The 21,089-nt window shown below is 73.3% G+C and carries 22 protein-coding genes and 3 tRNA genes; 7 read left to right on the plus strand and 18 right to left on the minus strand.

Annotated features, from left to right (window positions below):
- Positions 1–93 precede the first annotated feature (93 nt).
- Genes E4623_RS02790 through E4623_RS02800 form a run of 3 tightly spaced genes read right to left on the minus strand, consistent with a single transcriptional unit; the run spans position 94 to position 4,717 of the window.
- Entirely contained in the window at positions 94–1,755 is a 1,662-nt protein-coding gene (locus tag E4623_RS02790) for a GTPase (RefSeq protein WP_134764968.1), read from the minus strand.
- A complete protein-coding gene (locus E4623_RS02795; RefSeq protein ID WP_245154808.1) occupies positions 1,752–3,599 on the minus strand; it encodes a dynamin family protein in 1,848 nt (615 codons plus the stop codon). Before E4623_RS02795 ends, E4623_RS02790 begins: the two co-directional genes overlap by 4 nt.
- A complete protein-coding gene (locus tag E4623_RS02800) occupies positions 3,596–4,717 on the minus strand; it encodes a PrsW family intramembrane metalloprotease (RefSeq protein ID WP_134764969.1) in 1,122 nt (373 codons plus the stop codon). Before E4623_RS02800 ends, E4623_RS02795 begins: the two co-directional genes overlap by 4 nt.
- Before the next feature lie 79 nt (positions 4,718–4,796).
- Between E4623_RS02800 and E4623_RS02805 the strand changes: the two genes are divergently transcribed.
- Positions 4,797–6,221 (plus strand): aminopeptidase P family protein, encoded by a 1,425-nt coding sequence (locus tag E4623_RS02805; protein ID WP_134764970.1) that lies wholly within the window; start codon positions 4,797–4,799, stop codon positions 6,219–6,221.
- 68 nt (positions 6,222–6,289) lie between these two features.
- Here E4623_RS02805 and E4623_RS02810 read toward each other — a convergent pair whose 3' ends face one another.
- A complete protein-coding gene (locus E4623_RS02810) occupies positions 6,290–6,889 on the minus strand; it encodes a hypothetical protein (RefSeq protein ID WP_134764971.1) in 600 nt (199 codons plus the stop codon).
- 58 nt (positions 6,890–6,947) lie between these two features.
- On the minus strand, positions 6,948–7,358 hold the full coding sequence (locus E4623_RS02815; protein ID WP_134764972.1) for a hypothetical protein: 411 nt from the start codon (positions 7,356–7,358) through the stop codon (positions 6,948–6,950).
- A 110-nt stretch (positions 7,359–7,468) separates the two neighbouring features.
- Between E4623_RS02815 and E4623_RS02820 the strand changes: the two genes are divergently transcribed.
- A tRNA-Arg gene (locus E4623_RS02820) sits at positions 7,469–7,542 on the plus strand.
- A 27-nt stretch (positions 7,543–7,569) separates the two neighbouring features.
- On the opposite strand, the gene E4623_RS02825 is transcribed toward E4623_RS02820, so the two are convergent.
- The 4 genes from E4623_RS02825 to E4623_RS02840 all read right to left on the minus strand — a co-directional run bounded on the left by E4623_RS02825 (position 7,570) and on the right by E4623_RS02840 (position 10,741).
- Complete coding sequence (locus E4623_RS02825) at positions 7,570–8,136, minus strand: manganese efflux pump MntP family protein (RefSeq protein WP_134764973.1); 567 nt, start codon at positions 8,134–8,136, stop codon at positions 7,570–7,572.
- Between the two features lie 340 nt (positions 8,137–8,476).
- Positions 8,477–9,496, minus strand: a complete 1,020-nt coding sequence (locus tag E4623_RS02830; protein ID WP_134764974.1) for an adenosine deaminase — start codon at positions 9,494–9,496, stop codon at positions 8,477–8,479.
- 33 nt (positions 9,497–9,529) lie between these two features.
- Complete coding sequence (locus E4623_RS02835) at positions 9,530–10,249, minus strand: thioredoxin domain-containing protein (RefSeq protein ID WP_134764975.1); 720 nt, start codon at positions 10,247–10,249, stop codon at positions 9,530–9,532.
- On the minus strand, positions 10,250–10,741 hold the full coding sequence (locus tag E4623_RS02840) for a MauE/DoxX family redox-associated membrane protein (RefSeq protein WP_134764976.1): 492 nt from the start codon (positions 10,739–10,741) through the stop codon (positions 10,250–10,252).
- 71 nt (positions 10,742–10,812) lie between these two features.
- Between E4623_RS02840 and orn the strand changes: the two genes are divergently transcribed.
- The 3 genes from orn (at position 10,813) to E4623_RS02855 (ending at position 12,621) form a co-directional block, all read left to right on the plus strand.
- Entirely contained in the window at positions 10,813–11,460 is a 648-nt protein-coding gene (orn, locus tag E4623_RS02845; RefSeq protein ID WP_134764977.1) for an oligoribonuclease, read from the plus strand.
- A 42-nt stretch (positions 11,461–11,502) separates the two neighbouring features.
- Positions 11,503–11,578, plus strand: a tRNA-His gene (locus E4623_RS02850).
- 170 nt (positions 11,579–11,748) lie between these two features.
- Complete coding sequence (locus E4623_RS02855; protein ID WP_245154810.1) at positions 11,749–12,621, plus strand: helix-turn-helix domain-containing GNAT family N-acetyltransferase; 873 nt, start codon at positions 11,749–11,751, stop codon at positions 12,619–12,621.
- Between the two features lie 68 nt (positions 12,622–12,689).
- Here the strand turns inward: E4623_RS02855 and E4623_RS02860 are convergent, their stop codons facing one another.
- Positions 12,690–14,561: a penicillin acylase family protein gene (locus E4623_RS02860; RefSeq protein ID WP_134764978.1), complete on the minus strand. Its 1,872-nt coding sequence runs from the start codon at positions 14,559–14,561 to the stop codon at positions 12,690–12,692.
- Between the two features lie 64 nt (positions 14,562–14,625).
- Here E4623_RS02860 and E4623_RS02865 point away from each other — a divergent pair, with 64 nt between their 5' ends.
- Together E4623_RS02865 and E4623_RS02870 are read left to right on the plus strand one after the other, a co-directional pair.
- Complete coding sequence (locus tag E4623_RS02865; protein ID WP_134764979.1) at positions 14,626–16,218, plus strand: NAD(P)/FAD-dependent oxidoreductase; 1,593 nt, start codon at positions 14,626–14,628, stop codon at positions 16,216–16,218.
- A gap of 70 nt (positions 16,219–16,288) precedes the next feature.
- Positions 16,289–16,361 (plus strand) — tRNA-Lys (locus tag E4623_RS02870).
- A 64-nt stretch (positions 16,362–16,425) separates the two neighbouring features.
- Here the strand turns inward: E4623_RS02870 and E4623_RS02875 are convergent.
- From E4623_RS02875 to E4623_RS02910, 8 genes are all read right to left on the minus strand, one after another.
- Positions 16,426–16,707 (minus strand): hypothetical protein, encoded by a 282-nt coding sequence (locus E4623_RS02875; RefSeq protein ID WP_134764980.1) that lies wholly within the window; start codon positions 16,705–16,707, stop codon positions 16,426–16,428.
- A 55-nt stretch (positions 16,708–16,762) separates the two neighbouring features.
- Entirely contained in the window at positions 16,763–17,728 is a 966-nt protein-coding gene (locus E4623_RS02880) for a hypothetical protein (RefSeq protein ID WP_134764981.1), read from the minus strand.
- Positions 17,729–17,872: 144 nt separating this feature from the next.
- Positions 17,873–18,208, minus strand: coding sequence for a co-chaperone GroES (locus tag E4623_RS02885; protein ID WP_134764982.1), 336 nt, complete (start codon positions 18,206–18,208; stop codon positions 17,873–17,875).
- 4 nt (positions 18,209–18,212) lie between these two features.
- Complete coding sequence (locus tag E4623_RS02890) at positions 18,213–18,461, minus strand: DUF3618 domain-containing protein (RefSeq protein ID WP_134764983.1); 249 nt, start codon at positions 18,459–18,461, stop codon at positions 18,213–18,215.
- A complete protein-coding gene (locus E4623_RS02895) occupies positions 18,458–19,213 on the minus strand; it encodes an ABC transporter ATP-binding protein (RefSeq protein ID WP_134764984.1) in 756 nt (251 codons plus the stop codon). Before E4623_RS02895 ends, E4623_RS02890 begins: the two co-directional genes overlap by 4 nt.
- Positions 19,210–19,878, minus strand: a complete 669-nt coding sequence (gene cbiQ / locus E4623_RS02900) for a cobalt ECF transporter T component CbiQ (RefSeq protein WP_134764985.1) — start codon at positions 19,876–19,878, stop codon at positions 19,210–19,212. The genes E4623_RS02895 and cbiQ overlap by 4 nt, the downstream gene beginning before the upstream one ends.
- Complete coding sequence (locus E4623_RS02905) at positions 19,878–20,255, minus strand: PDGLE domain-containing protein (protein WP_134764986.1); 378 nt, start codon at positions 20,253–20,255, stop codon at positions 19,878–19,880. The genes cbiQ and E4623_RS02905 overlap by 1 nt, the downstream gene beginning before the upstream one ends.
- On the minus strand, positions 20,252–20,944 hold the full coding sequence (locus E4623_RS02910) for an energy-coupling factor ABC transporter permease (protein ID WP_134764987.1): 693 nt from the start codon (positions 20,942–20,944) through the stop codon (positions 20,252–20,254). Before E4623_RS02910 ends, E4623_RS02905 begins: the two co-directional genes overlap by 4 nt.
- Positions 20,945–21,089: the final 145 nt, after the last annotated feature.

Below are 21,089 nucleotides of genomic sequence, written 5' to 3' on the forward strand. Positions count from 1 at the left end.
GGGCACGGGACGAGCCAAGGCGCGACCACCGACAGGTCCGGCCGCGATCGACCGGGCCTGTGGACAACCCCGGTCGGGAGGTGCCTGTGGACGCTAGGTGGTCTTCTCGGGGTGGTCGAGCACGGCGGTGAGGTGCGTGCGCACCTGCGAGTACGCCGTGAGCTCGGTCGCGACCGGGGTGACGACGAGCTCGTCGACCGCGGCGTGGACCGCGTCGCGGAGCCGTTCGTCGGCGTCGCCGGCGCGGTCGCGGGCCAGCGTGGCGACCCGGAACCGGCAGAGGACGGCGAGCAGCACCCCGAGCACGAGCCCGCCGACCAGCAGGAGCACCGGCAGCGGGACGCCGGCGACCAGGTCGGCCTCGTCGGTGAGCGTGCCGCCCACGGCGAGGACACCGGTCCACACGGCTCCGGCGACGGCGGCGAGCAGGAGCAGCCACTGCAGCACCCGCACCGCGGCGACCCATCCGGGCAGTCGTCCGACGCCCAGGTCGGCGGCCCCGAGGTCGCGGTCGAGCCGGTCGCCCAGCTCGGGCAGACGGGCCGTCGACGCACGGTGCACGGCGGCGACCCACGGCGCACCCAGCCCGTCGGAGGCGTCGTCGGCCAGCGCGCGCACCTCGGCGTCGAGGCGGGCCCGCTGCACCGCGGCGGCCCGCGGCGTCGCCCGGGCGGTGCCGCTGAGCTCGGCGGCGGAGTCGCCGAGGTCGAGCCCGAGCTTGGCGAGGGGGTCGGGGCCGAGCCGCGAGAACGGCGCGAGCACCGGCCACGTCGTCGCGCGGCCGGCCCGGTGCCGGGTGGACCGCTCGACGGCGTCGACCACGACCGGCACACCGGCGGCGTCGGCGATCGCGGCGTCGAGCTCGGCGACGCGCGCGGCCGGGAGCTCGCGCGGGGCTGCGGAGCCGGTGGCGACGTCCATCGCCTCGGCGGCCGCACGGAGGTCGGCCTCGATCCGTCCGACGGTCAGCTTCTTGGCCGCGACCCGCGAGGCGATCTCGGCGCGCAGCTCGTCGATCCCGATGTCGTGGCGCGCGCTGACGGCGTAGATCGGCACCGACTGGAGGCCGTCGAGGTCGAGCAGCCGCCGGACGTCGTCGACCATCGACTGCCGGCGGTCGGCGGGGATGGTGTCGATGTGGTTGAGCACCACGACCATGACGCCGGCGTGGCTGCGCAGCGGCGCGAGGTAGCGGTCGTGGATCGCCGCGTCGGCGTACTTCTGGGGGTCGAGCACCCACACCAGCAGGTCGGCGAGCAGCACCAGGCGGTCGACCTCGAGGTGGTGGCTCACCTCGGTGGAGTCGTGGTCGGGCAGGTCCATCAGGACCACGCCCTCGAGGTCGCGGTCGGCCTTGCCGACGTCGAGCATCGAGTCGCGCATGGTCTGGTGCCGCGGCGGGATCCCGAGCCACTCGAGCAGGTCGGCGGCGCCGGCGCTTCCCCACACGCACGCGGTGGCCCAGGACGTCGTCGGGCGGCGCACGCCGGTGGAGGAGAGCTCGAGCCCCGTGAGGGCGTTGAACGTCGAGGACTTGCCCGAGCCGGTGGCCCCGGCGATCGCGACGACCGTGTGCTGCGCCGAGAGACGCAGCCGACCGGCGGCGCGCGCGGACGTGGTCGACGCGACGTCGACGACGTCGTCGTCGAGGCGGCCGCGAGCGGACGCCGCGGCCTGCTCCAGGCCCTCGATGCGCGCCCCGATGTCGGTGCCCCGCGTCACGAGCTGGCGGGCGCCTTCGAGCAGCGATGTCACGACGTCATTCCAGGGGGGTTCTCTCCGGTGACGGCGTCCTCCTGGGACGCCTGGTAGCGCAGGTCGTCGACCCGGCGGGCCGCCCCGCGGAGCTTCTCGGCAGCGGCCGGCTCGAGCACCACGGCATCGACGAGCGAAAGATAGCGCGTCCGCTCGGTCTGCATCAGCCCACCGACGAGCCGGTCGAGCGCCCGGCGGGCGCGCTCGACGAGGGCACGCACGTCGTCGTCGCCGAAGACGGCGTCGAGCAGCCGTCGCGACGCGGACGCCGGACCGGACGTCTCCGACGCGGCCGTGTCGGCGTCGGGCGTGAAGACCTCGACCATCAGCGCGACCGAGAGGCCGCTGACGCCGAAGGCGAGGAACCGTGCCGACGTCCGCTTGTCGGCGCCCTCGCGGCGGACCAGGTCGTTGACGTCGTCCTGCCACTCGCGCACCGCCCGCTCGGCGCGACGGCGCAGGTCGCGGGAGGTGCGGGTGAGGTCGCCGGGTGCCCCGGCGAGCAGGGCGGCACCGTGCGGCTGGGCACTCCACGCCTCGTGGGCGCGCGCGGCCGCGGACTCCGCGTGCTCCAGCACCAGCGTCTGGAGCGCGGCGTCGATCGCGACGGTGACCCGCTCGGCCTGCTGCGGCTTGCCCTTGATGGTGTTGACCAGGCGCTCGCGCAGCCCACCGACCCGGGTGTCGAGGGAGCGCAGCAGGTCGCCGCTGCCGACGAACTCCTCCCAGCGGGCCTGCAGGTCACCGCGGACCAGGCCGCCGTCGCCGAGGGCCGCGGCGAGCGTCGCGGTCGCGTCGTCGTAGACCGCGTCGACGTCGTCCTTGAGGGCGAGCGCGACGCCACCCTGCGCCGCGCAGGCGTCGGCGACGGCGTGGATGCGGTGGGTGATCGCGCGGACGGCGCCGCCGAGCGTGCGGCGCACGACCTCGGTCCGGGCGTCGATGTCGTCGGCGAGGGACTCCAGCCACGACCGGACGTCGGCGACGTGGTGCGCGGGCAGCAACCCGTCGTCGTCGACGGTGCCCTCGGCGACGACGAACAGCGGCGAGTCCTTCAGCCCGCGACTCGCCAGCATCCGGGCGAGGTGGGTCGAGACGGTCTGGACCGCCTCGTCGGGGGTGCGGTCGAGGATGATCGCGACCGCGGTCGAACGCTCCGCGGCGCGCCGCAGGAACTCCCACGGCACCTGGTCGGCGTAGCGCGCGGCGGAGGTGACGAACAGCCAGAGGTCGGCCGCCGCCATCAGCTCGGCGGCGAGCAGCCGGTTGCGCTCCTCGACGGAGTCGACGTCGGGGGCGTCGAGGATCGCCAGGCCCGGCGGCACCGACGCCGAGGCCACCAGCTGGAGCGAGTCGGGGTCGTCGGTGGTGTGGTCGACCCGGACGAGACCGGGCAGCAACCGGTCCTGGCCGAACCAGTGCGCGTCGTCGGGGTGGTGCACCAGGACGGGCGACCGGGTCGTCGGGCGGAGCACCCCGGACGTCGTCACCCGCTCGCCGACGAGCGAGTTGACCAGCGTCGACTTGCCGGCGCCGGTCGAGCCGCCGACGACCGCGAGCAGCGGGGCCTCGAGGGTCATCAGGCGCGGGATCAGGTAGTCCTCGAGCTGGTCGATCATCTCGCCGCGGCTGGTCCGTGCCTCGGCGACGCCGGGGAGGTCGAGCGGCAGGGCCGCCGCGACCAGCGACTGGCGCAGCCGGACCAGCGCGGTCACCATCGCGGCGTCGCGCTTGTCCTGGAGCCTGGTCGAGGCCGCGTCGGGCCCGCCCGACCTGCTCGACGTGTCGGGCCCGCCGTGCCGGCCGGACTTGCCGGCGGCTGGGTCGGTGCTGGGGGGTGTCATGCCGTGGGAACCACCTGTCCGGGGAACGCGACGTGGGGGCGGACGGCGCGGATCCGGTCGACGTGCTCGGCGCCGCGCACCTGCCAGTCGTGGGGAGCGGTGCCGCGCAGCAGCCGGTGGTGGAGGAAGCCGAGCTCGATGAGCGCCTGCTGGTAGTCGGCCACGGACTGCTCGGCCTCGCGCCCACCGGTGCGCCGGGCGTGCTGCCGGGCCGCGCGCCGGGCACGGAGGTCGACGACCCAGCCGATGTCGGTGGCCGGGATCAGCCCGCGGCGGGCGGCGTCCTGGAGGGCGGCGGTGAGGATGGTGGCCTCCGAGCGGCGGGCCCAGAGTGCGAGGGCCGCGATGCCGAGCAGCGCGGGCACCATCAGGACGGCGTAGACCAGGGCGTTGCCGGCCGGGCCGAAGATCGTCGAGGCGTTCCAGAGGCCGTGGGCGAGGACGGCGAGCAGGAACCCGCCGACCGGCGCCAGCGTCCGGACCGACCGGCTGCGCGAGGCCACCGCGATCCCGATGCCGATGCCGGTGAAGGCGGTGAAGAGGGGGTGCGCGAACGGGCTGACGACGCAGCGCAGCAGGAACGTCGTGGTCACGCCGGCGACCCCGCCGGGACCCACCCCGTCGGTGCCGTCGTAGGCGGCGGAGAGGTAGAGGACGTTCTCGGTGAAGGCGAACCCGACGCCGACCAGGCCGGCGTAGACGATGCCGTCGAGGACGCCGTCGATCTCGTGCCGGCGCCACCACAGCAGCAGGAAGAGGAACAGGCCCTTGCCGGCCTCCTCGGTCACCGGCGCGACGACGGCCAGGGACACGTGGTCGGTGACCGGTCCGAACAGGCCGCCGATGCCACCCACGACGACCGCGATCGCCGTCGCGGCGCAGGCGCCCCACAGGAGCGCGTTGACCAGCAGCCGGACCGGCTCGGGCTCGTAGCGGTCGAGCCACACGAAGCACGCCACGAGCGGGACGACGGGCAGCGCGGCGAGCAGCGTCGCGACGAGCACCACCGACGGCGCGCCGGACAGGGCGAGCATGGCCAGCATCGTGAGGGCACCGAGCACCACCGTCACGCTCACGACCAGCGTGAACGCGAGGCTGTCGTGACGGCGGCCGGGCATGGGGCAAGCCTATCGGCAGGGGCCGGTCGACCCACGTTCGGCGGACGCCGGGCGACCCGCCCGGCGTAGAGTCGGCGGGGTGAGCGACCAGACCACACCAGACGACCAGGACGCGTTCCACACCGAGTCGCACGACCCGGCGGTGCCGGAGGCCTACTCCGCCTTCATGCGGCAGGGATGGGGCGACCAGGACAGCGACGTCCCGCGCCGCTCCGGCGCCGACCGGGCCGCCGAACGGCGGGCCCGCCTGGCCGCGCTGTTCCCGGGCGAGCGGCTGGTGCTGCCCGGCGGCGGCTACAAGGTGCGTTCCTACGACACCGACTACCGGTTCCGGGTCGACACCGCCCACGTCTACCTCACCGGCAACCAGACCTCCGACGCCGTCCTGGTCCTCGACGACGGCGAGGCCGTGCTCTACGCCCGGCCGCGCTCGGGGCGCGACACCGACGAGTTCTTCCGCGACCGCCAGTACGGCCAGCTGTGGGTGGGCAAGCGGCCCTCGCTGAGCGAGCTCTCGGCGTCCCTCGGGCTGCCGGTCCGCCACATCGACCACCTCCAGGACGCCCTCTCGGGCTCGGGCAAGACCCGGGTCCACCGCGGTGTCTCGCTCGCGGTCGACCGCTCGGTGCCCGTCGACCGCACCCGCGACGACGAGCTCGCCCGGGTAGTCTCCGAGATGCGCCTGGTCAAGGACGACTGGGAGGTCGCCCAGCTGCAGGAGGCGTGCGACATCACCGCGCTCGGCTTCGGCGACTCCGTCGCCGAGTGGGACCGGGTCCTCGAGTTCGGCGAGCGCTGGATCGAGGGCACCTTCTTCCGTCGTGCCCGGGCGATGGGCAACGACATCGGCTACGACTCGATCGTCGGCGGAGGCTCGCACGCCACGACGCTGCACTGGATCGACAACGACGGCCCGATCACGCCGGGCAGCCTCGTGCTGCTCGACATGGGGGTGGAGGCGCGCAGCCTCTACACCGCCGACGTCACCCGCACCCTGCCGGTCGACGGCCGCTACACCTCGCTCCAGCGCGACCTGTACGACCTCGTGCTGGCGGCCCAGGACGCCGGCATCGAGGCCTGCCGTCCGGGACTGCCCTTCGCCGGCACCCACGAGGCCGCGATGACCGTGCTGGCCCACGGGCTCGACGCGATGGGCCTGCTGCCGGTCTCCGCCGAGGAGGCCCTCGACCCGGAGTCGAAGGTCTACAGCCGGTGGACGCTGCACGGCACCAGCCACATGCTCGGCCTCGACGTCCACGACTGCGGCCAGGCCGCGCCCGAGTCCTACAAGGGCGCGCTCCTCGAGCCGGGCATGGTGCTCACCGTCGAGCCCGGCCTGTACTTCCAGGACGACGACCTGCTGGTGCCCGAGGAGCTGCGCGGGATCGGCATCCGGATCGAGGACGACCTGCTCGTCACCGCCGACGGTGCGACCAACCTCTCCGCCTCGCTGCCCCGCACGGCGGTCGACGTCGAGGCGTGGATGGACGCGCACCGGCGCTGAGGTCCCCGCCTGCCGCACCCTCTGGCGCGGCGCCTCGACGGGTCAGCACGACGGCTCGGCGCGGCGGCTCAGCGCGGCGGCTCGGTGCCGAGGTCGAGGGCGGCGAGCAGCCGGCGCGCGCCCGACGTACCGACCAGACCCGTCATGACGGCGCACATCGACCGGTCGTCGAAGTAGAGCTCGACCCGCCCGCGCCCGGTGAGGCGCGCCCGGCGTCGCGCGGCCACCACGGCCCCGCGAGGGCACGTCCACGCTGACCGGTAGGGACGGCTGGACACCCGGCGACCCGGTCGTGCCGGGTCGTCGACCGTCGTGGGCGAGCCGCCGACCACGACCACCAGGTGGGCGTCGGTGACGAGGATCCCGTCGGCGTCCGCCAGGGCGGCGTGCAGGCCTGCGGCGCGTGACCCGGGCAGCCCCCACCGGGCGACACCGCCGAGGAGCCGGTCGATCCGGTCACCGCGGGCCCACCGCGGCAGCCACGACCCGGTGACCAGGTCGAGCAGGCCGTGCGACTCGGCGACCTCCCGGGTCACTCCGTACGGCGTGACCCGCTCGGCTCCCGGCGAGACCTGACCGGCCGGCGACCAGGCGCGCGGCACCTCGCCGTCGGGTACGGCGCCGCGCAGGCCCGGGTCGGTCAGCACCGAGCGCTCGATCCACGACATCTGCGGCCCCTGCCCGCGGTGACGCCTGCCAAACCCGGCGGCGCCGTCGGGGGTCGGCTCAGCCGGGCGTCGGGTGCCGGCGGGCGCGCGCGGCCGTGGCGACCAGGCCCACCACGAACGAGGCGAGCGCCATCGCGAACAGCACCATGACGACGCCGACCATGGCCAGCCCGGTGTCGTCCTCGGGCAGCGCGGTCGAGGCGAACGAGACCGTGAAGCCGAGCGTCATCGCCAGCCCGGCGACGGCGGGGTGGAGCACCCGGAACGCCACGGCGGCCACCGCGAGCAGCGTGAGCACGCAGGCGGCGACCTGCCACGGGCGGTAGGGGCCGGCGGGGTACCCGGTGGCCGGGTCGGTGTAGTACTCGTGGTCCCACCCCATCCACCCCCACCAGCAGGCGGCCGCGGCTGCCGCGGTCGCCGCGGCGAGGAGGAGGGAACGGGCGATGGTCCGGCTCGACGTGGTCATGGGGCCAGCCTCGCGGGCGTGCGCGGTCGGCACATGAGTACGCCCACTCGACCTCCCGGCCCGAGGACATAGACTCGCCCGCGGGTCGGCGTCCTCGGACGCGGCCCTCCGCCTCCGTAGCTCAGCTGGATAGAGCAGCGGCCTTCTAATCCGCCGGTCGCAGGTTCGAGTCCTGCCGGGGGCGCCCGGACCGGTTCCTCGGGTGCCGGCGTCAGAGGACGCCGGTGTGGTCGAGCAGGATGCGCAGGCCGATCCCGATGAGGATCAGCCCACCGACGACCTCGGCCGGGCCGCGGAAGCGGGTGCCGGCCCGGTGGCCGAGCGCCACGCCGCCCAGCGAGATCACGAACGTCGTCACGCCGATGAGGATCGCCGCGCCGACGATCGAGACGTCGAGGAACGCGAACCCGACGCCGACCGCGAGGGCGTCGATGCTGGTGGCCAGGCCGAGGACCAGCATCTCCCGCACCGGGATCCGGCCGTCGTCGGCGTCCGCGTCGGCGTCGGCGTGGAACGCCTCCCAGATCATCTTGGCGCCGATGGCGGCCAGGAGCCCGAACGCGATCCAGTGGTCGATCGCGGTGACGCGGTCGGCGAACCCGGTCCCGAGGAGCCAGCCGATCGCCGGCATCGCGGCCTGGAAGACGCCGAAGGTCAGGGCGAGCAGGACCGCGTCGGTGACGCGGAGCCGGCGCATCTGCAGGCCCTTGCCGATGGCCACGGCGAAGGCGTCGGCGGAGACACCGAGCGCGACGAGCAGGAGGGTGAGGAACGACATGGTGCGGGTGCCTCTCGTGTGGACGCCGGAGGCCCTTCGGGGGTCGCTTCGGCACGGATCGTGCCGAAGGTCTCGCTCACTCGGGCCCGCCTGGTGGGCCGGGCCGAGCGGTACGCCGGGTGGGCGGGCCCACCGGTATGTCGACGTACCTCCGCTCCTCACCAGGTGAGGCGCGGGAACTACTCCCCTTCGTTGCGGAGCCATCATTCCAGGACGGGCTCGGTCCCGCGAATCCGTCCGCCACCGGGCGCGGCGCGCCTCCGACGGGCGGCCGACGTCCGGCGACATGCTGGGACCGGCCCCGCGGTGTATGAGACCGCGGGGCCCTGCACGTCCCGGGTCAGGACCCGACGTGGTCGGCGATCTCCGCGAGCAGGCGGGTCTTGACGTCGTCGGGCGCGAACGACGACGTCACGCCCGCCCGGGCCAGGTCGGCGAGACCGTGCTGGTCGAGCCCGAGCAGGTCGGCGGCGATCTCGTACTCGCGGTTCAGGGTGGTGCCGAACATCGGCGGGTCGTCGGAGTTGACGGTGACCACGACGCCGGCGTCCACGAACGTCTTGAGCGGGTGGTCGGCGAGGGTGGCGACGGCGCGGGTGGCGACGTTGGACGACGGGCAGACCTCGAGCGGGATCGCCCGGTCGGCGAGGTGGGTGAGGAGGGCGGGATCGGCGGCGGCCGACGTGCCGTGGCCGATGCGCTCGGCGCCCAGCAGCCGGAGCGAGTCCCAGATCGTCTCGGGACCGGTGGTCTCCCCCGCGTGCGGCACCGAGTGGAGGCCGGCGGCGCGGGCGGCCTCGAAGTGCGGCGCGAACTGGGCGCGCGGGACGCCGATCTCCGGGCCGCCGAGCCCGAAGCCGACCAACGCGTCGGGCCGGTGGTCGAGGGCGTAGCCGAGGGTCGCGTCGGCGGCGGGGAGGCCGGACTCGCCGGGGATGTCGTAGATCCAGCGCAGCACCAGCCCGAAGTCGCGCTCGGCCGCGACCCGGGCGTCCTCGATCGCCTCGGTGTAGCCCTCGATGGCGATCCCTCGGAGCACCGAGGTGTACGGCGTGCAGGTGAGCTCGGCGTACCGCACGGCCTGGCCGGTCGCGAGCTCACGGGCCACCTCGTAGGTGAGGTAGCGCACGTCGTCCGGGGTGCGGATGAGGTCGACGACCGCGAGGTAGACCTCGATGAAGTGGGCGAAGTCGCGGAACTCGTAGAACGCCCGCAGGGCCTCGGGGTCCGCCGGCACCGTGCCGGGGTGCCGCTCGGCCAGCTCGGCGACGATCCGCATCGAGGCGGACCCGACGTGGTGGACGTGCAGCTCGGCCTTGGGGAGGCCGGCCACGAAGGCGGCGTGGGGCGACTGGCTCATCCGGCGATGCTGCCAGTCGCGCCGCCCTGCCTGCTAGTTCTCGATCTTCTCGAACAGCTCCTCGTAGCTGCCGGTGAAGGTCTCGCCGTCGAGGATCACCGTCGGGGTGCCCTGGACGCCGGCGTCGACGGCCTCCTGGGTCGCCTCCTTGGCGAAGTCGTTCTCGCCCTCCTCGATGCCCGTGCGGACGGCGTCCTCGTCGGCACCCGCCTCGACGGCCTTGTCGACCAGCCAGGCGGCGTCCGGGTACGGCTCGGCGCCCTCCTCGGGCTGCTCGGCGTAGAGCAGGTCGTGGAACTTCTTGGCGACCTCGGGTCCGGACTCCTCCAGAACGACGCCGAAGGCACCGGCCGACCGTGCGGAGTACGTGCCGAGGCGGTCGAGCAGGGTGAACGGGCGGTAGTCGACGAACACCTCGCCCTCGTCGGCGAGCTCGGCCAACCGATCGCCGGTCGCCTCCTCGAGCGCACCGCACGCCGGGCAGAGGAAGTCCTCGTAGATCACCAGCGTGTGCGGTGCGTCCTCGGGGCCGATCGTGACGCCGTAGTCGCTGGACCCGGGGGCCGCGGCCTCCACGTCGTTCGAACGGCTGAAGAAGTAGATGACGACCGCGAGGAGCACCAGCACGAGGGCGACGACGCCGCCGACCATGAGGTTGCGTCGGCGCGCAGCCGCCTGCTCGGCCTTCTTGATCTCGGCCAGGCGCGCGGCGCGCTGCTCGGCCCTCGCCTCGGTCTTGGACTTGCCGGCCATCTAGACACCTTCCAGGTCGTGCTCGCGATCGTCGCGAGTGGTCGTACGGAACAGGAGCGAGTCGAGGGACCACCGTCGAGAACCCGCCCACACCAGGAAGCCCGAGGCCGCCAGGAGGGCGACGTCGCGCGCGATCTCGTAGGGGTACTTCGAGGAGGCGTCGGGGTCGTAGCCGCCGCCGCCGAAGCAGCCGCAGTCGATCTCCATCCCGCGCGCCCACACCGACGCGATGCCGATGATGAAGCCGACGAACAGGACCGCGGAGATCACCGCGGCGCCGCGAGTCATCAGGCCGAGGACGAGCGCGAGGCCGATGACGACCTCGACGGCCGGCAGGGCGTACCCGACGGGCTCCTCGAGCGCGCGCGGGAGGAGCTCGTAGGCCTGGACGGCGGTCACGCTGCCGAGCGGGTCGGTCAGCTTCGCCAGTCCGGCGTACAACCACACCCCGCCCACCACGAGGCGTGCAAGAACCGCGACCCACTGCTTCACAGGGCCAGACGGTAGTCGCTGGGACTGAGCCGTCGCTGAGAAAGGCCGGCGGGCACGTAGGGTGGCCGATCGTGAACGAACGCCTGGTGTGGATCGACTGCGAGATGACCGGCCTCGACCTCGGCGCCGACGCGCTGGTGGAGGTCGCGGCCCTGGTCACCGACTTCGACCTCAACGTCCTCGGCGACGGGGTCGACATCATCATCAAGCCGCCCGCCGAGGCCCTGGAGCAGATGATCGAGTTCGTCCGCTCTATGCACACCTCCTCCGGGCTCCTCGAGGAGCTCGAGCACGGCGTGAGCCTGGCCGAGGCCGAGGAGCAGGTGATGGCCTACCTGCGGGAGCACTGCGCCGAGGACAGCCGTCCCCCGCTCGCGGGCAACACCGTCGCCACCGACCGCTCGTTCCTGGCGCGCGACATGTCCGAGCTCGACGCGTTCCTGCACTACCGGATCGTCGACGTCTCCTCGATCAAGGAGCTGTCGCGGCGGTGGTTCCCGCGGGCCTACTTCGCGGCCCCGACCAAGCGCGGCAACCACCGGGCGCTGGCCGACATCCAGGAGAGCATCGAGGAGCTGCGCTACTACCGCGACACCGTCTTCGTCGCTCCGCCCGGCCCCGACTCGGCGTCCGCGAAGGAGGTCGCCCGCCGTCACGGCGGCGCCCTCACCGGCCTCGGACCGACCGCGGACGCAACCGATTCTGAACCCGGCGCCTGATACGTCTACACTTCAACCGGTCCCGACCACGTCGGGACGATGGTGGGTATAGCTCAGCTGGTAGAGCGCCGCCTTGTGGTGGCGGATGTCGCGGGTTCAAGTCCCGTTACTCACCCCAACGTGATCGATCGAGCCCCCGGCCCTCTCCCTCGGCCGGGGGCTCGGTCGTCGTCCGGGGCGCCAGCGACCTCGTCGAACGGGTCCGTCCGCACCGGGCGCGCGCACCACGGACCGCCGCCGCCGCCCCGACGCGGCGAGGCCCACCATTGCCTGACTAAGGTCAGACAGGTGAGCACAGGCCTGGCGACAGACACGCTGCGACGCTTCAACCGGACCTACACCCAGCGCATCGGGGTCCTGGAGGAGTCGTTCCTCGGGCTCGGCCTGCCGCTCGGCGCGGCCCGGCTCGTCTTCGAGATCGGCGCCTCCGGCGCTGCGGTGCGCGACCTGCGCGACCGCCTCGGTCTCGACTCCGGCTACCTGAGCCGGCTGCTCCGCGACCTGGAGTCCCGGGCACTGGCGAGCACGGCACCCGACCCGGCGGACCGCCGCCGCCGCCACGCCACCCTGACCGACGCCGGCCGGGCGCTGCTGGAGCGCCTGGAGACGAGGTCCGACGAGCTGGCGCTGCGCCTGGTCGCGCCGCTGACCGAGCGTCAGCTCGACCGGTTGACCGAGGCCCTCGCGACGGCCGACCTGCTGGTGCGCGCGGCCACCGTGGTCCTGCGCGCGGTCGACCCGACCGGCCCCGCGGCGACTGAGAGCATGGACCGGTACTTCGCCGAGCTCGCCGACCGGTTCCCGGACGGCTTCGACCCGGGCACCCCCTCGCCCCTCGACTGCTTCACGGTCGCGACGAGCGACGGCACCCCGGTCGCCTGCGGGGGGTTGCAACGCATCGCCGACGACGCCACGGCGACCGTCGACGAGATCAAGAGGATGTGGGTCGACCCGTCGTGGCGCGGAGCCGGGCTCGGGTCACGGTTGCTGCGGCACCTCGAGGACGTCGCCCGCAGCCGGAGGGCGACGGCGATCCGCCTCGACACCAACGGGACCCTCTCCGAGGCGATCGCGATGTACGAGCGAAGCGGGTACCGGAGGATCGGGCGCTACAACGACAACCCGTACGCCGAGCTCTTCTTCGAGAAGACCTTGGCCTGACGGATCCGCGTCGTGCTCGACCGGGATCCCCGTCGAGCGCGACACGGGTCCCGCACGGTCGGGGTCGCTCACGACGGGGATCCGGGTCGCTCCGGACCGCGTGACTCCTCGAGGAGGTCCCAGTCGGTGACGATCGGCGCGAGGGTTCCCTCCGCCCACAGCGGCAGCTGGTCCAGGTGGTGCTCGGACCGGGGTGACCCGGACGCGCCCATCGGCACGACCCAACCGCCGGCCGTCCGGTCGGCGAGGTCCCACACGTATCGCGCGACCGCGCCGCGGTAGCCCGCGTCGTCGATCCCGGGCAACGAGCCGACGCACCGCACGCAGTCCTGGTCGCCGCTGAGCGGGACCCGCGGCACGGCGGGGGCCTCGAGGTCCGCGCTCAGGTCGAACGGGTGGATCGGTTCGAACACGTGCCCGCTCCCCCACGCCGGCGTCGCCCCGGTCTCGCCACCGGCGAGCTCGGCGTGGCGGACCAGGTCGATCCCGAACGGCGTCCCAGCGGCCACGAGCGTCGTCAGTGCCAGGCCGATCGCGACCGTGACGTCGAAGTACGGCGCGAACAGCGGGTCGGGCGCGGGCGCGCGGAGCCCGTCGAGGACGGGCTCGGCCGCGATGCTCCGCACGAACGCCGCCCGCCACGCCGCGAAGTCACCGGCACGCTGGGAGTCGGCCTCCATCCGCCCGTCCCAGTCGCGCAGCCGCTCGGGCAGCAGCGGACGCAGGATCTCGATCCCGCCCAGCACGGTGTCGTTGTGGATCGCCGCGAAGTCGGCAGCGACGAGTCCCGCACGGTCGCCCAGGAGCTCTGCGATGCGCTGGGCGCGGTACGGCGGAGCGAACCTCTCGCCGATCTCGGCGCTCTCCGGTCCACGCCGCTCGTTGGCCGTCACGACCTGGCCGTCGTCGGCGACGTCGACGCGGTGCCGATCGGTGCGCCACCCGGTCCACCGCCCCGCGTCGTCGCGGACGGGGACGCGCCCGGCCCAGCGGTAGCGCACGGTACCGGCGCGGTCGGCGATGACGACGTTGTTGACCGGCTCGACCCAGTGGTCGAGGGCCGCGTCGACGTCATCGACGGTACGGGCCCGCAACAGCGGCAGGAGGGCCTCGAACCCGAGGTCACCGAGCTCCGTCGACGGACCGCGGAACCCGACCCCGGGCAGCACGGTCGGCCCGTCGAAGGACTCCTCGACGTCGTCGAGGTCCTGGTAGGTCGCCATCGCGTTCGTGATCGCCCACGCGACGTCGCCGGCATGGGCGAAGTGCTGCACGCCCGGCGTGCCGGCGAAGCTGAAGCCCGCGACGTCGAAGAGGTCCTCGGGATCCTCGGAGCACAGTCGGACCTGGTGGTAGACCCCGGGCGACTCGAAGGTGCGGTGCGGGTCGCCGCCGACCAGCGGCGCTCCCGACGTCGTCCTCGCCCCACCCACGGCCCACGCGTTGCTGCCCGCCGCCCGCGGTCCCTCCCGGGCCAGGAGCGCACCGTCCGCGCCGAGCACCTCGGTGACACGCCGACCCCACAGGTGCGCCCCGATGTCGGCGAACAGCACCTGCTGGGCGTGGAAGGTCGCCAGCGGCATCCAGGCCGGCCACGGGGCGGCGCCGATGCCGGCGGCCTCCAGCTCGGGCACGTCGTCGCGCAGCCCGGCGTTCACCCCGTCGACGTAGGCCGCCACGAAGTCCTGCGCCGCCGCGGACAGTGCGTCGAACCCGCGTCGTGCCGTGTCGACGAGGCGGACCCGGCGCGCGAACCCGTCCCACGGCACCCCGGCGACACCCAGCACCTCGGCGGTCGTGCCGGTCGCGCGCCGCCGCAACCACTCGAGCTGCCACGCCCGGTCGGTCGCGGCCGCCCATCCCTGGCCGTGGGCCACGTCGAGCACGTCGGAACCTCGGACGTGCGGGATGCCGTAGGCGTCACGGTAGATCCGAGCCATGTGCGGTGACCCTAGGCCATCCCTGACCACCGACACCGGTGCGCCAGGTCGCTACGGTGACGGGATGACGGATCACGCCGGACAGACCGCCAGCCGCTACGACGTCGTCGTCGTCGGAGGTGGCCACAACGGCCTCGTCGCCGCCGCCTACCTGGCGCGCGCCGGCGTCTCGGTCCTGGTCCTCGAACGACTCGACCACACCGGCGGCGCGGCCGTCTCCGCCCCCGCCTTCGCGGGTTGGCCCACCCGCTTGTCGCGCTACTCCTACCTGGTCTCGGTGATGCCCGAGGCGTTGATGGCGGACCTCGACCTCGACATCACGCTGAAGTCGCGCACGACGGCCTCGTACACCCCGACGCTCCGCGACGGTCATCCGGCCGGGCTCCACGTCGAACGCATCGAGCGAGACGCGACCCGTCGGTCGTTCGCCGCACTCACGGGGTCCGACGAGGAGTACGAGGCGTGGCGCGCCTTCTACACCGAGGTCGCCGGTGCCGCCCGGGTGATCGCGCCGACGCTCCTCCAGCCGCTCCCCTCCGAGCGTGACCTGCGCGCCCAGGTGGCGCCGAGCACCTGGCGCGACCTGGTGACCGAGCCGCTCGGCGTGGCGGTCGAGCGGCGCTTCACCGACGACACCGTGCGCGGCATCGTCGCCACCGACGCCCTCATCGGCACCTTCGCCTCGCTCCACGACCCGTCGCTCATCCAGAACCGGTGCTTCCTCTACCACCTGATCGGCAACGGCTCCGGCGAGTGGCGGGTTCCCGTCGGCGGCATGGGCGCGGTCACCGACGCGCTCCTGAGGGCCGCGGTCGGCGCCGGCGCGACGATCCGGACCGGCGCCGGCGTGAGCGGCATCCGGACCGACCGGTCGGCCGGCGGCGGGGCGGAGGTCACCTGGCACGAGGACGGCGCCGTCCGCACCGTCGAGGCCGGGTTCGTGCTCGCCAACGTCGCGCCGTGGGTGCTGCGGATCCTGCTCGGCGAGACCGAGGAACCGGAGAGCAAGCCGGAGGGCGCCCAGCTCAAGATCAACCTGCTCCTCGACCGCCTCCCGCGGCTGCGGTCCGGGGTGGACCCCGCTGTGGCGTTCTCCGGCACCCTCCACCTGGGGGAGGACTACAGCCAGCTGGAGGCGGCCTACGCCGACGCGGCCGCGGGACGCATCCCGACCACCATGCCGGGTGAGGTGTACTGCCACTCGCTCACCGACCCGACGATCCTGGGCGACGTCCCGGACGGCACCCAGACCCTCACCTACTTCGGGTTGCACACACCGGCGTCCCTCTTCGAGAGCGATCCCGAGGGAGCCAAGGCCCTCGCGGTGGAGCGTGCGATCGCCTCCCTCGACCAGCACCTCGTCGAACCGCTGTCGACCTGCATCGCGCGCGACGCGGCCGGGAACCCGTGCATCGAGGCCAAGATCCCCCAGGACGTCGAGCGCGACCTGGCCATGCCGGGCGGTCACATCTTCCACGGCGACCTCGACTGGCCGTGGGCGCCGTCGCGCGCCCGGCTCGACACCCCGGCCCAGCAGTGGGGCGTGCAGGCCGACCGGGACGCGGTCCTGCTCTGCGGGTCCGGCGCACGCCGGGGTGGCGCCGTGTCGGGGATCGGCGGACACAACGCCGCCCAGGCCGTGCTCGCCTCGATCTGACGACCGGGATCGGGTCCGATTTCACCGGGCAGCCCCGCGCTGGTAACGTTTCGTCACGCGTTCGACGCATGCGCCATTAGCTCAATTGGTAGAGCAGCTGACTCTTAATCAGCGGGTTGTAGGTTCAAGTCCTACATGGCGTACAGCACCAAGACGAAGGCCCGGTCCCTTGCGGACCGGGCCTTCGTCGTCGGGCACGACGACGCGCTACGGCGTCGAGTCCTCGTCTGAGGCGTGCTTGCCGACCTTGTCCTTCGCGGTCTCCGCGACGGTGGAGGCGACCTCGCCGGCCTTGACCTTCGCGGTGTCGGCGACCGTGGCGGCAACCTCGCCGGCCTTCTCCTTGGCCGTGTCGGCGGCCGCCTGGACCCGCGGGTCCTCGGCGACCTTCTGCGCCTTGGCACGGATCTGCTCGTAGCGGCCTCTCCCGGCCCGAGCGCCGAGGACGTACCCGGCGCCGAAGGCGACCGCAAGCGTGAGCTTCGACATGTGGAACCTCCTGTTGGTGTGCCACGTGTCTAGCACCGGGCCGCTGCGGAGCGGCTCACGCGCGAGGGTGAGCGAGGCGACCGCGTCCTCGCCCACTGTCCTCGTGCGGACAGGTCTCGGCCAGGTGGACGTGCCAGCCGAAGGCGCCGTGCGCCGCGCGCGCCAGGCCGCCGATCGCCGGTCGGACGGGGGCCGCGGTGGCTCGGCTCCGGCGATGGGCGCCCTGTCGACCGCCCCACCACCACCGCTGCACACGGTGCCGGAGGGACGGTCGTGGCGCCGCACGCACGGCGACGTGATCGGTCTCTCCCCGCCCTGCGCCGGTCGGCGTGGCCGGCGGTGGAGCCGACCGCGCCGCTGCTGACGCGCCCGGCCGCGCGAGCGGTGCCTGGGGCACCGACGCTGCGTCGGGCGGCGAACCGTCGCGAGCGGCACCCGGTCGGGTGGCCGGAGCGACGAGGACCAACGGACTCTCGTCACGTCGGACCGCGACGGCCGTCCGGACGACCTCACGGGCACGCACCCGGAGCTCGGAGGCGTCGTGGCCCGCAGCCCGCTCGACCAGGTCGCGGACGACGTCGTCGCGGCCACGGTCCAGGCCCACGGTCTCCTCGAGGATGGCCCGAGCATGCGCCGGCAGGATCTCGCCCGCGGCAAGCGCCGTCCGCACGCGCGGGCTCCCGGTGGCGACCGCTCTGGCGAGGCGCGCCCTGGCGTGGGTCGCCTTCGTGCTCTGGCCGGTCTCCAGGGCGAGCCAGGTCGCGGTGGAGCTCGCGCCGGCCTGCTGCCCGGCGCGGACCTGGTCGGCCCGGGCGAGCACCCGGAGCTCGAGCTCGGCGACCTGGCTGGACAGGGCGGTCAGCTCGACCAGGAGCCCACGGCACTCCTCGTCGCCGAGCGTCTCGGCCGTCGCGTGGGCAGCAGCGGCGACGGTGGTGCGAGCGGAGGCCACCGCGTCGTGGATCGGGCAGGAGGGGCGCCCGATGCGGGCGACTGGTCGAGCGGAGGGTGTCGAGGTCATGTCCCACCTCAACACCGCTCGGCGACTCGTGCGGCCGCTCAGCGGTCTTCTGTGGACAACCCCGTCTGAGCCGAGGCCTGTGGACGGTTCGTGGTCATCTCGACGTCGCTCGGGCCACCCGGCACGCGGCGGTGGGCGAGCCCGTCAGAGGTACAGGCCGGCGGAGGCGTCCGCCAGCCGGTCGGCTGCGACCGCGTGGACGTCGCGCTCGCGCATCACGACGTAGGTGTCGCCGTGGACCTCGACCTCGGCCTTGTCCTCCGGGTCGAAGAGGACCCGGTCACCGACCTCGACCGCGCGGGCGTGGGGACCGACGGCGGCGACGACGGCCCAGGCCAGACGGCGGGCACCCATCGCTGCCGTCGCCGGGATGACGATGCCGCCCGAGGACCGTCGTTCGCCGACCTCCGGGTCGAGCTCGCAGAGCACCCGGTCGTGCAGCATCTTGATCGGATGCTTGTCGGTCGTCGTCGGATCCATCGGATCAGCGGGTGACCCGGCGGAGCACGGCGAAGACCACGATCGTCCCGACGACGATGCCGACGGTCCTGAGGATGTTGTCAGTGCGCGGCTCACCGGTGCCGGCGTCGACGTAGTGACCCTTGATGCTGGTGACCTCGCGGCCCACGATCGTCTTCGGGTGCGAGCGGTACAGCAGCTGGTCGATGGTGGTGGCGAGACGCTCGCGCGTCTCCTGGATCTCGTGCTCCAGCTCGGAGAGTTCGTCGCTCACGTGGGAAGGCTATCAATGCGCCGCGGGTCGAACCCGAACGGCAGCTCCAGGCGGTTCGCGCGCATCAGCTCGTCGTCGGTGAGGACGTCGTAGGTGCGGCCGTCCGCGACGACGTGACCGTCGCTGAGCACCACCGCCCGGGGGCACAGCTCCAACGCGTACGGGAGGTCGTGGGTGACCATCAGGACCGTCACGTCCAGGGACCTGAGGATGTCGGCGAGCTCGCGCCGCGACGCCGGGTCGAGGTTCGAGGACGGCTCGTCGAGCACCAGGATCTCGGGCTCCATCGCCAGCACGGTCGCGACGGCGACGCGTCGGCGCTGCCCGAACGACAGGTGGTGCGGTGGTCTCGACGCGAACTCGGCCATGCCGACCTGCTCGAGCGCTGCCATCACGCGGGTCTCGAGCGCAGCTCCCTTGAGGCCGAGGTTCGCCGGTCCGAACCCCACGTCGGCACGGACCGTGCCCATGAACAGCTGGTCGTCGGGATCCTGGAAGACGATCCCGACCCGGCGTCGGATCTCCTGGAGGTGCTCCTTGGCGACCGGGAGCCCGCTCACCTCGACCGTGCCGGCGCCCGCGTTCAGGATCCCGTTCAGGTGCAGGACGAGCGTGGTCTTGCCGGCGCCGTTCGGGCCGAGCAGGGCGACTCGTTCCCCCGCATGGACGTGCAGGTCGACACCGAACAGCGCCTGGTGCCCGTCGGGGTAGGCGTAGGCGAGTCCGCGGACGTCGAGGACGGGGTCGCTCATGTGGGCATCTTGCCGGTGTACCCGCGCGACAGCATCGCCAGGTGCACCCGCTCGCCGCGCTCGAAGCTGCGGATGAACAGCGCCCCGAACGACCGGGCCAGGATCGGCCAGTGTCGGGGGTTGCGCGCCGTGAAGCCCCGCGACTCCCGTGCGATCCGCATCCGGCGCAGCTCGTCGGTGACCACCTCGAGGTAGCGGACCATGAACCCCATGATCTGGACCAGGAGGGCCGGCATCCGCAACCGCGCCAGTCCGGCGAGCAGGTCCTGGGGCTCCGTGGTCGCGGCCAGGGCGAGGCTCGCCAGCACCCCGAGGGTCGCCTTCGCCAGCAGCGCCGCACCGGCGTGCAGTCCCGACTCGCTCACCGTGAGACCGAGGAACTCGGTACGTGGCCCGGTCGCGACGAACGGGAGCAGGATCGCGAAGAAGACGAACGGGATCTCGACCACCATCCGCTTGACCAGGTACGCCGGAGGCACCCGACTGAGCACGATCACGGCGAGCAGCACCGCCAGGTGGACCCCGTACAACGGGTACCAACCGCGCGGGGTCGCCACGACCACGAGCATGAACGCGAGGAGCGCGAGGACCTTCAGGTGCGCCGGCGCCCGATGGACCGGGGAGTGACCGTGGAAGTGCAGCTGGTGGCCGTGCGGCCCGCCCATCAGGACGACGTCGACTCGGCGGTGTGACCTGACCCGTGACCGGACTCGGGGCTGCGCCGGCGCAGGACCAGCGTCAGCCCTCCGGCCAGCGCGAGGACGACGACCACCCCGACGACGCCGGCGACCCCGCCGCTGAGCCTCTCGTCGTCGATGAAGCTGCTCCCGTACCCGGCGAACGGGCCGTCGCCGGTGCCGTGCTCGGTCTCGGTGTCGGCGAAGCCCTCGTCCTCGGAGACCTTCGTCAGGCCGTCCGGGGTGCTGGCGGCGTAGAAGCTCACGACTCCGGCGAGGATCACCGTGACGACGAAGATGCCGACGGCGACGGCGCGGGTGGAGATCCTGGTGCGGGCCGAGGTGCGGGCCGGTGTCGCGCTCATGCCGCTGCTCGTGTCGTGCGGACCTCGAGCTCACGGGCCTCGAGCACGCGGCGCGCGCCGTGGACGAGGTCGGGCCGGACCGCGATCACGCTGCCGACCGCGAGGAACGTGATGATCCCCTCGCCGACGCCGATGAGCAGGTGGACGCCGACCATCGCGGTGGTCAGGTTGTCGAGCGGGATGTCGGCAGTGCCGCCGACGGCATAGAGACCGACGAAGGCCACCGAGGCGACCGGGACACTCGCGAACGCACCGATGCCGGCCGCGATCGGCACCATGGCGGTGGTCTTGGGCAGGACGGTCTGGACGGCACGGAATACGCCCCAGCCGACGGCGACGGTCACCGCACCCATCAGGAGGACGTTCGTGCCGAGCGCGGTGATGCCCCCGTCCGCGAAGAGCAGGGACTGGACCAGGAAGACGACCGCCGTCGCCAGCAGCCCGGTCCAGGGGCCGACGAGGACAGCGGCGATCGCACCACCCATCAGGTGCCCGCTGGTGCCGCCCGCGACCGGGAAGTTGAGCATCTGGGTGGCGAAGATGAACGCCGCCACCAGGCCCGCCAGCGGCGCCGTGCGGTCGTCGAGCTCGGCGCGGGCCTTGCGCAGGGAGGTCGCGACCACGCCCGCCGCGACGACACCGGTCGCGACCGATGTCGGTGCATCGAGGAATCCGTCGGGCACGTGCATGGGGCTCTCCTTGGCCTGGGTGGCTGCTGAGTAGGTTGGATCCACCTGCTCTCGACCTCAGTGCGTTGCTGCAAACATATTGCAACAACCATCCGGTCGGACCACAGGGACCACCCAGTCGGAGCGGATCACCGCTACCACCCGG

This window comes from Nocardioides sp. 1609, assembly GCF_004522105.1.
Taxonomy (GTDB): Bacteria; Actinomycetota; Actinomycetes; order Propionibacteriales; family Nocardioidaceae; genus Nocardioides.

Excerpts from the sequence above, each read along its gene's own strand:
- E4623_RS02905 (WP_134764986.1), bottom strand. The coding sequence starts at position 20,255 with ATGAGCGCGACACCGGCCCGCACCTCGGCCCGCACCAGGATCTCCACC.
- cbiQ (WP_134764985.1), bottom strand. The coding sequence starts at position 19,878 with ATGGGCGGGCCGCACGGCCACCAGCTGCACTTCCACGGTCACTCCCCG.
- E4623_RS02830 (WP_134764974.1), bottom strand. The coding sequence starts at position 9,496 with ATGAGCCAGTCGCCCCACGCCGCCTTCGTGGCCGGCCTCCCCAAGGCC.
- E4623_RS02865 (WP_134764979.1), top strand. The coding sequence starts at position 14,626 with ATGACGGATCACGCCGGACAGACCGCCAGCCGCTACGACGTCGTCGTC.
- E4623_RS02895 (WP_134764984.1), bottom strand. The coding sequence starts at position 19,213 with ATGAGCGACCCCGTCCTCGACGTCCGCGGACTCGCCTACGCCTACCCC.
- E4623_RS02835 (WP_134764975.1), bottom strand. The coding sequence starts at position 10,249 with ATGGCCGGCAAGTCCAAGACCGAGGCGAGGGCCGAGCAGCGCGCCGCG.
- E4623_RS02910 (WP_134764987.1), bottom strand. The coding sequence starts at position 20,944 with ATGCACGTGCCCGACGGATTCCTCGATGCACCGACATCGGTCGCGACC.
- E4623_RS02815 (WP_134764972.1), bottom strand. The coding sequence starts at position 7,358 with ATGACCACGTCGAGCCGGACCATCGCCCGTTCCCTCCTCCTCGCCGCG.
- E4623_RS02860 (WP_134764978.1), bottom strand. The coding sequence starts at position 14,561 with ATGGCTCGGATCTACCGTGACGCCTACGGCATCCCGCACGTCCGAGGT.
- E4623_RS02875 (WP_134764980.1), bottom strand. The coding sequence starts at position 16,707 with ATGTCGAAGCTCACGCTTGCGGTCGCCTTCGGCGCCGGGTACGTCCTC.
- E4623_RS02825 (WP_134764973.1), bottom strand. The coding sequence starts at position 8,136 with ATGTCGTTCCTCACCCTCCTGCTCGTCGCGCTCGGTGTCTCCGCCGAC.
- E4623_RS02880 (WP_134764981.1), bottom strand. The coding sequence starts at position 17,728 with ATGACCTCGACACCCTCCGCTCGACCAGTCGCCCGCATCGGGCGCCCC.
- E4623_RS02800 (WP_134764969.1), bottom strand. The coding sequence starts at position 4,717 with ATGCCCGGCCGCCGTCACGACAGCCTCGCGTTCACGCTGGTCGTGAGC.
- E4623_RS02810 (WP_134764971.1), bottom strand. The coding sequence starts at position 6,889 with ATGTCGTGGATCGAGCGCTCGGTGCTGACCGACCCGGGCCTGCGCGGC.
- E4623_RS02885 (WP_134764982.1), bottom strand. The coding sequence starts at position 18,208 with ATGGATCCGACGACGACCGACAAGCATCCGATCAAGATGCTGCACGAC.
- E4623_RS02795 (WP_245154808.1), bottom strand. The coding sequence starts at position 3,599 with ATGACACCCCCCAGCACCGACCCAGCCGCCGGCAAGTCCGGCCGGCAC.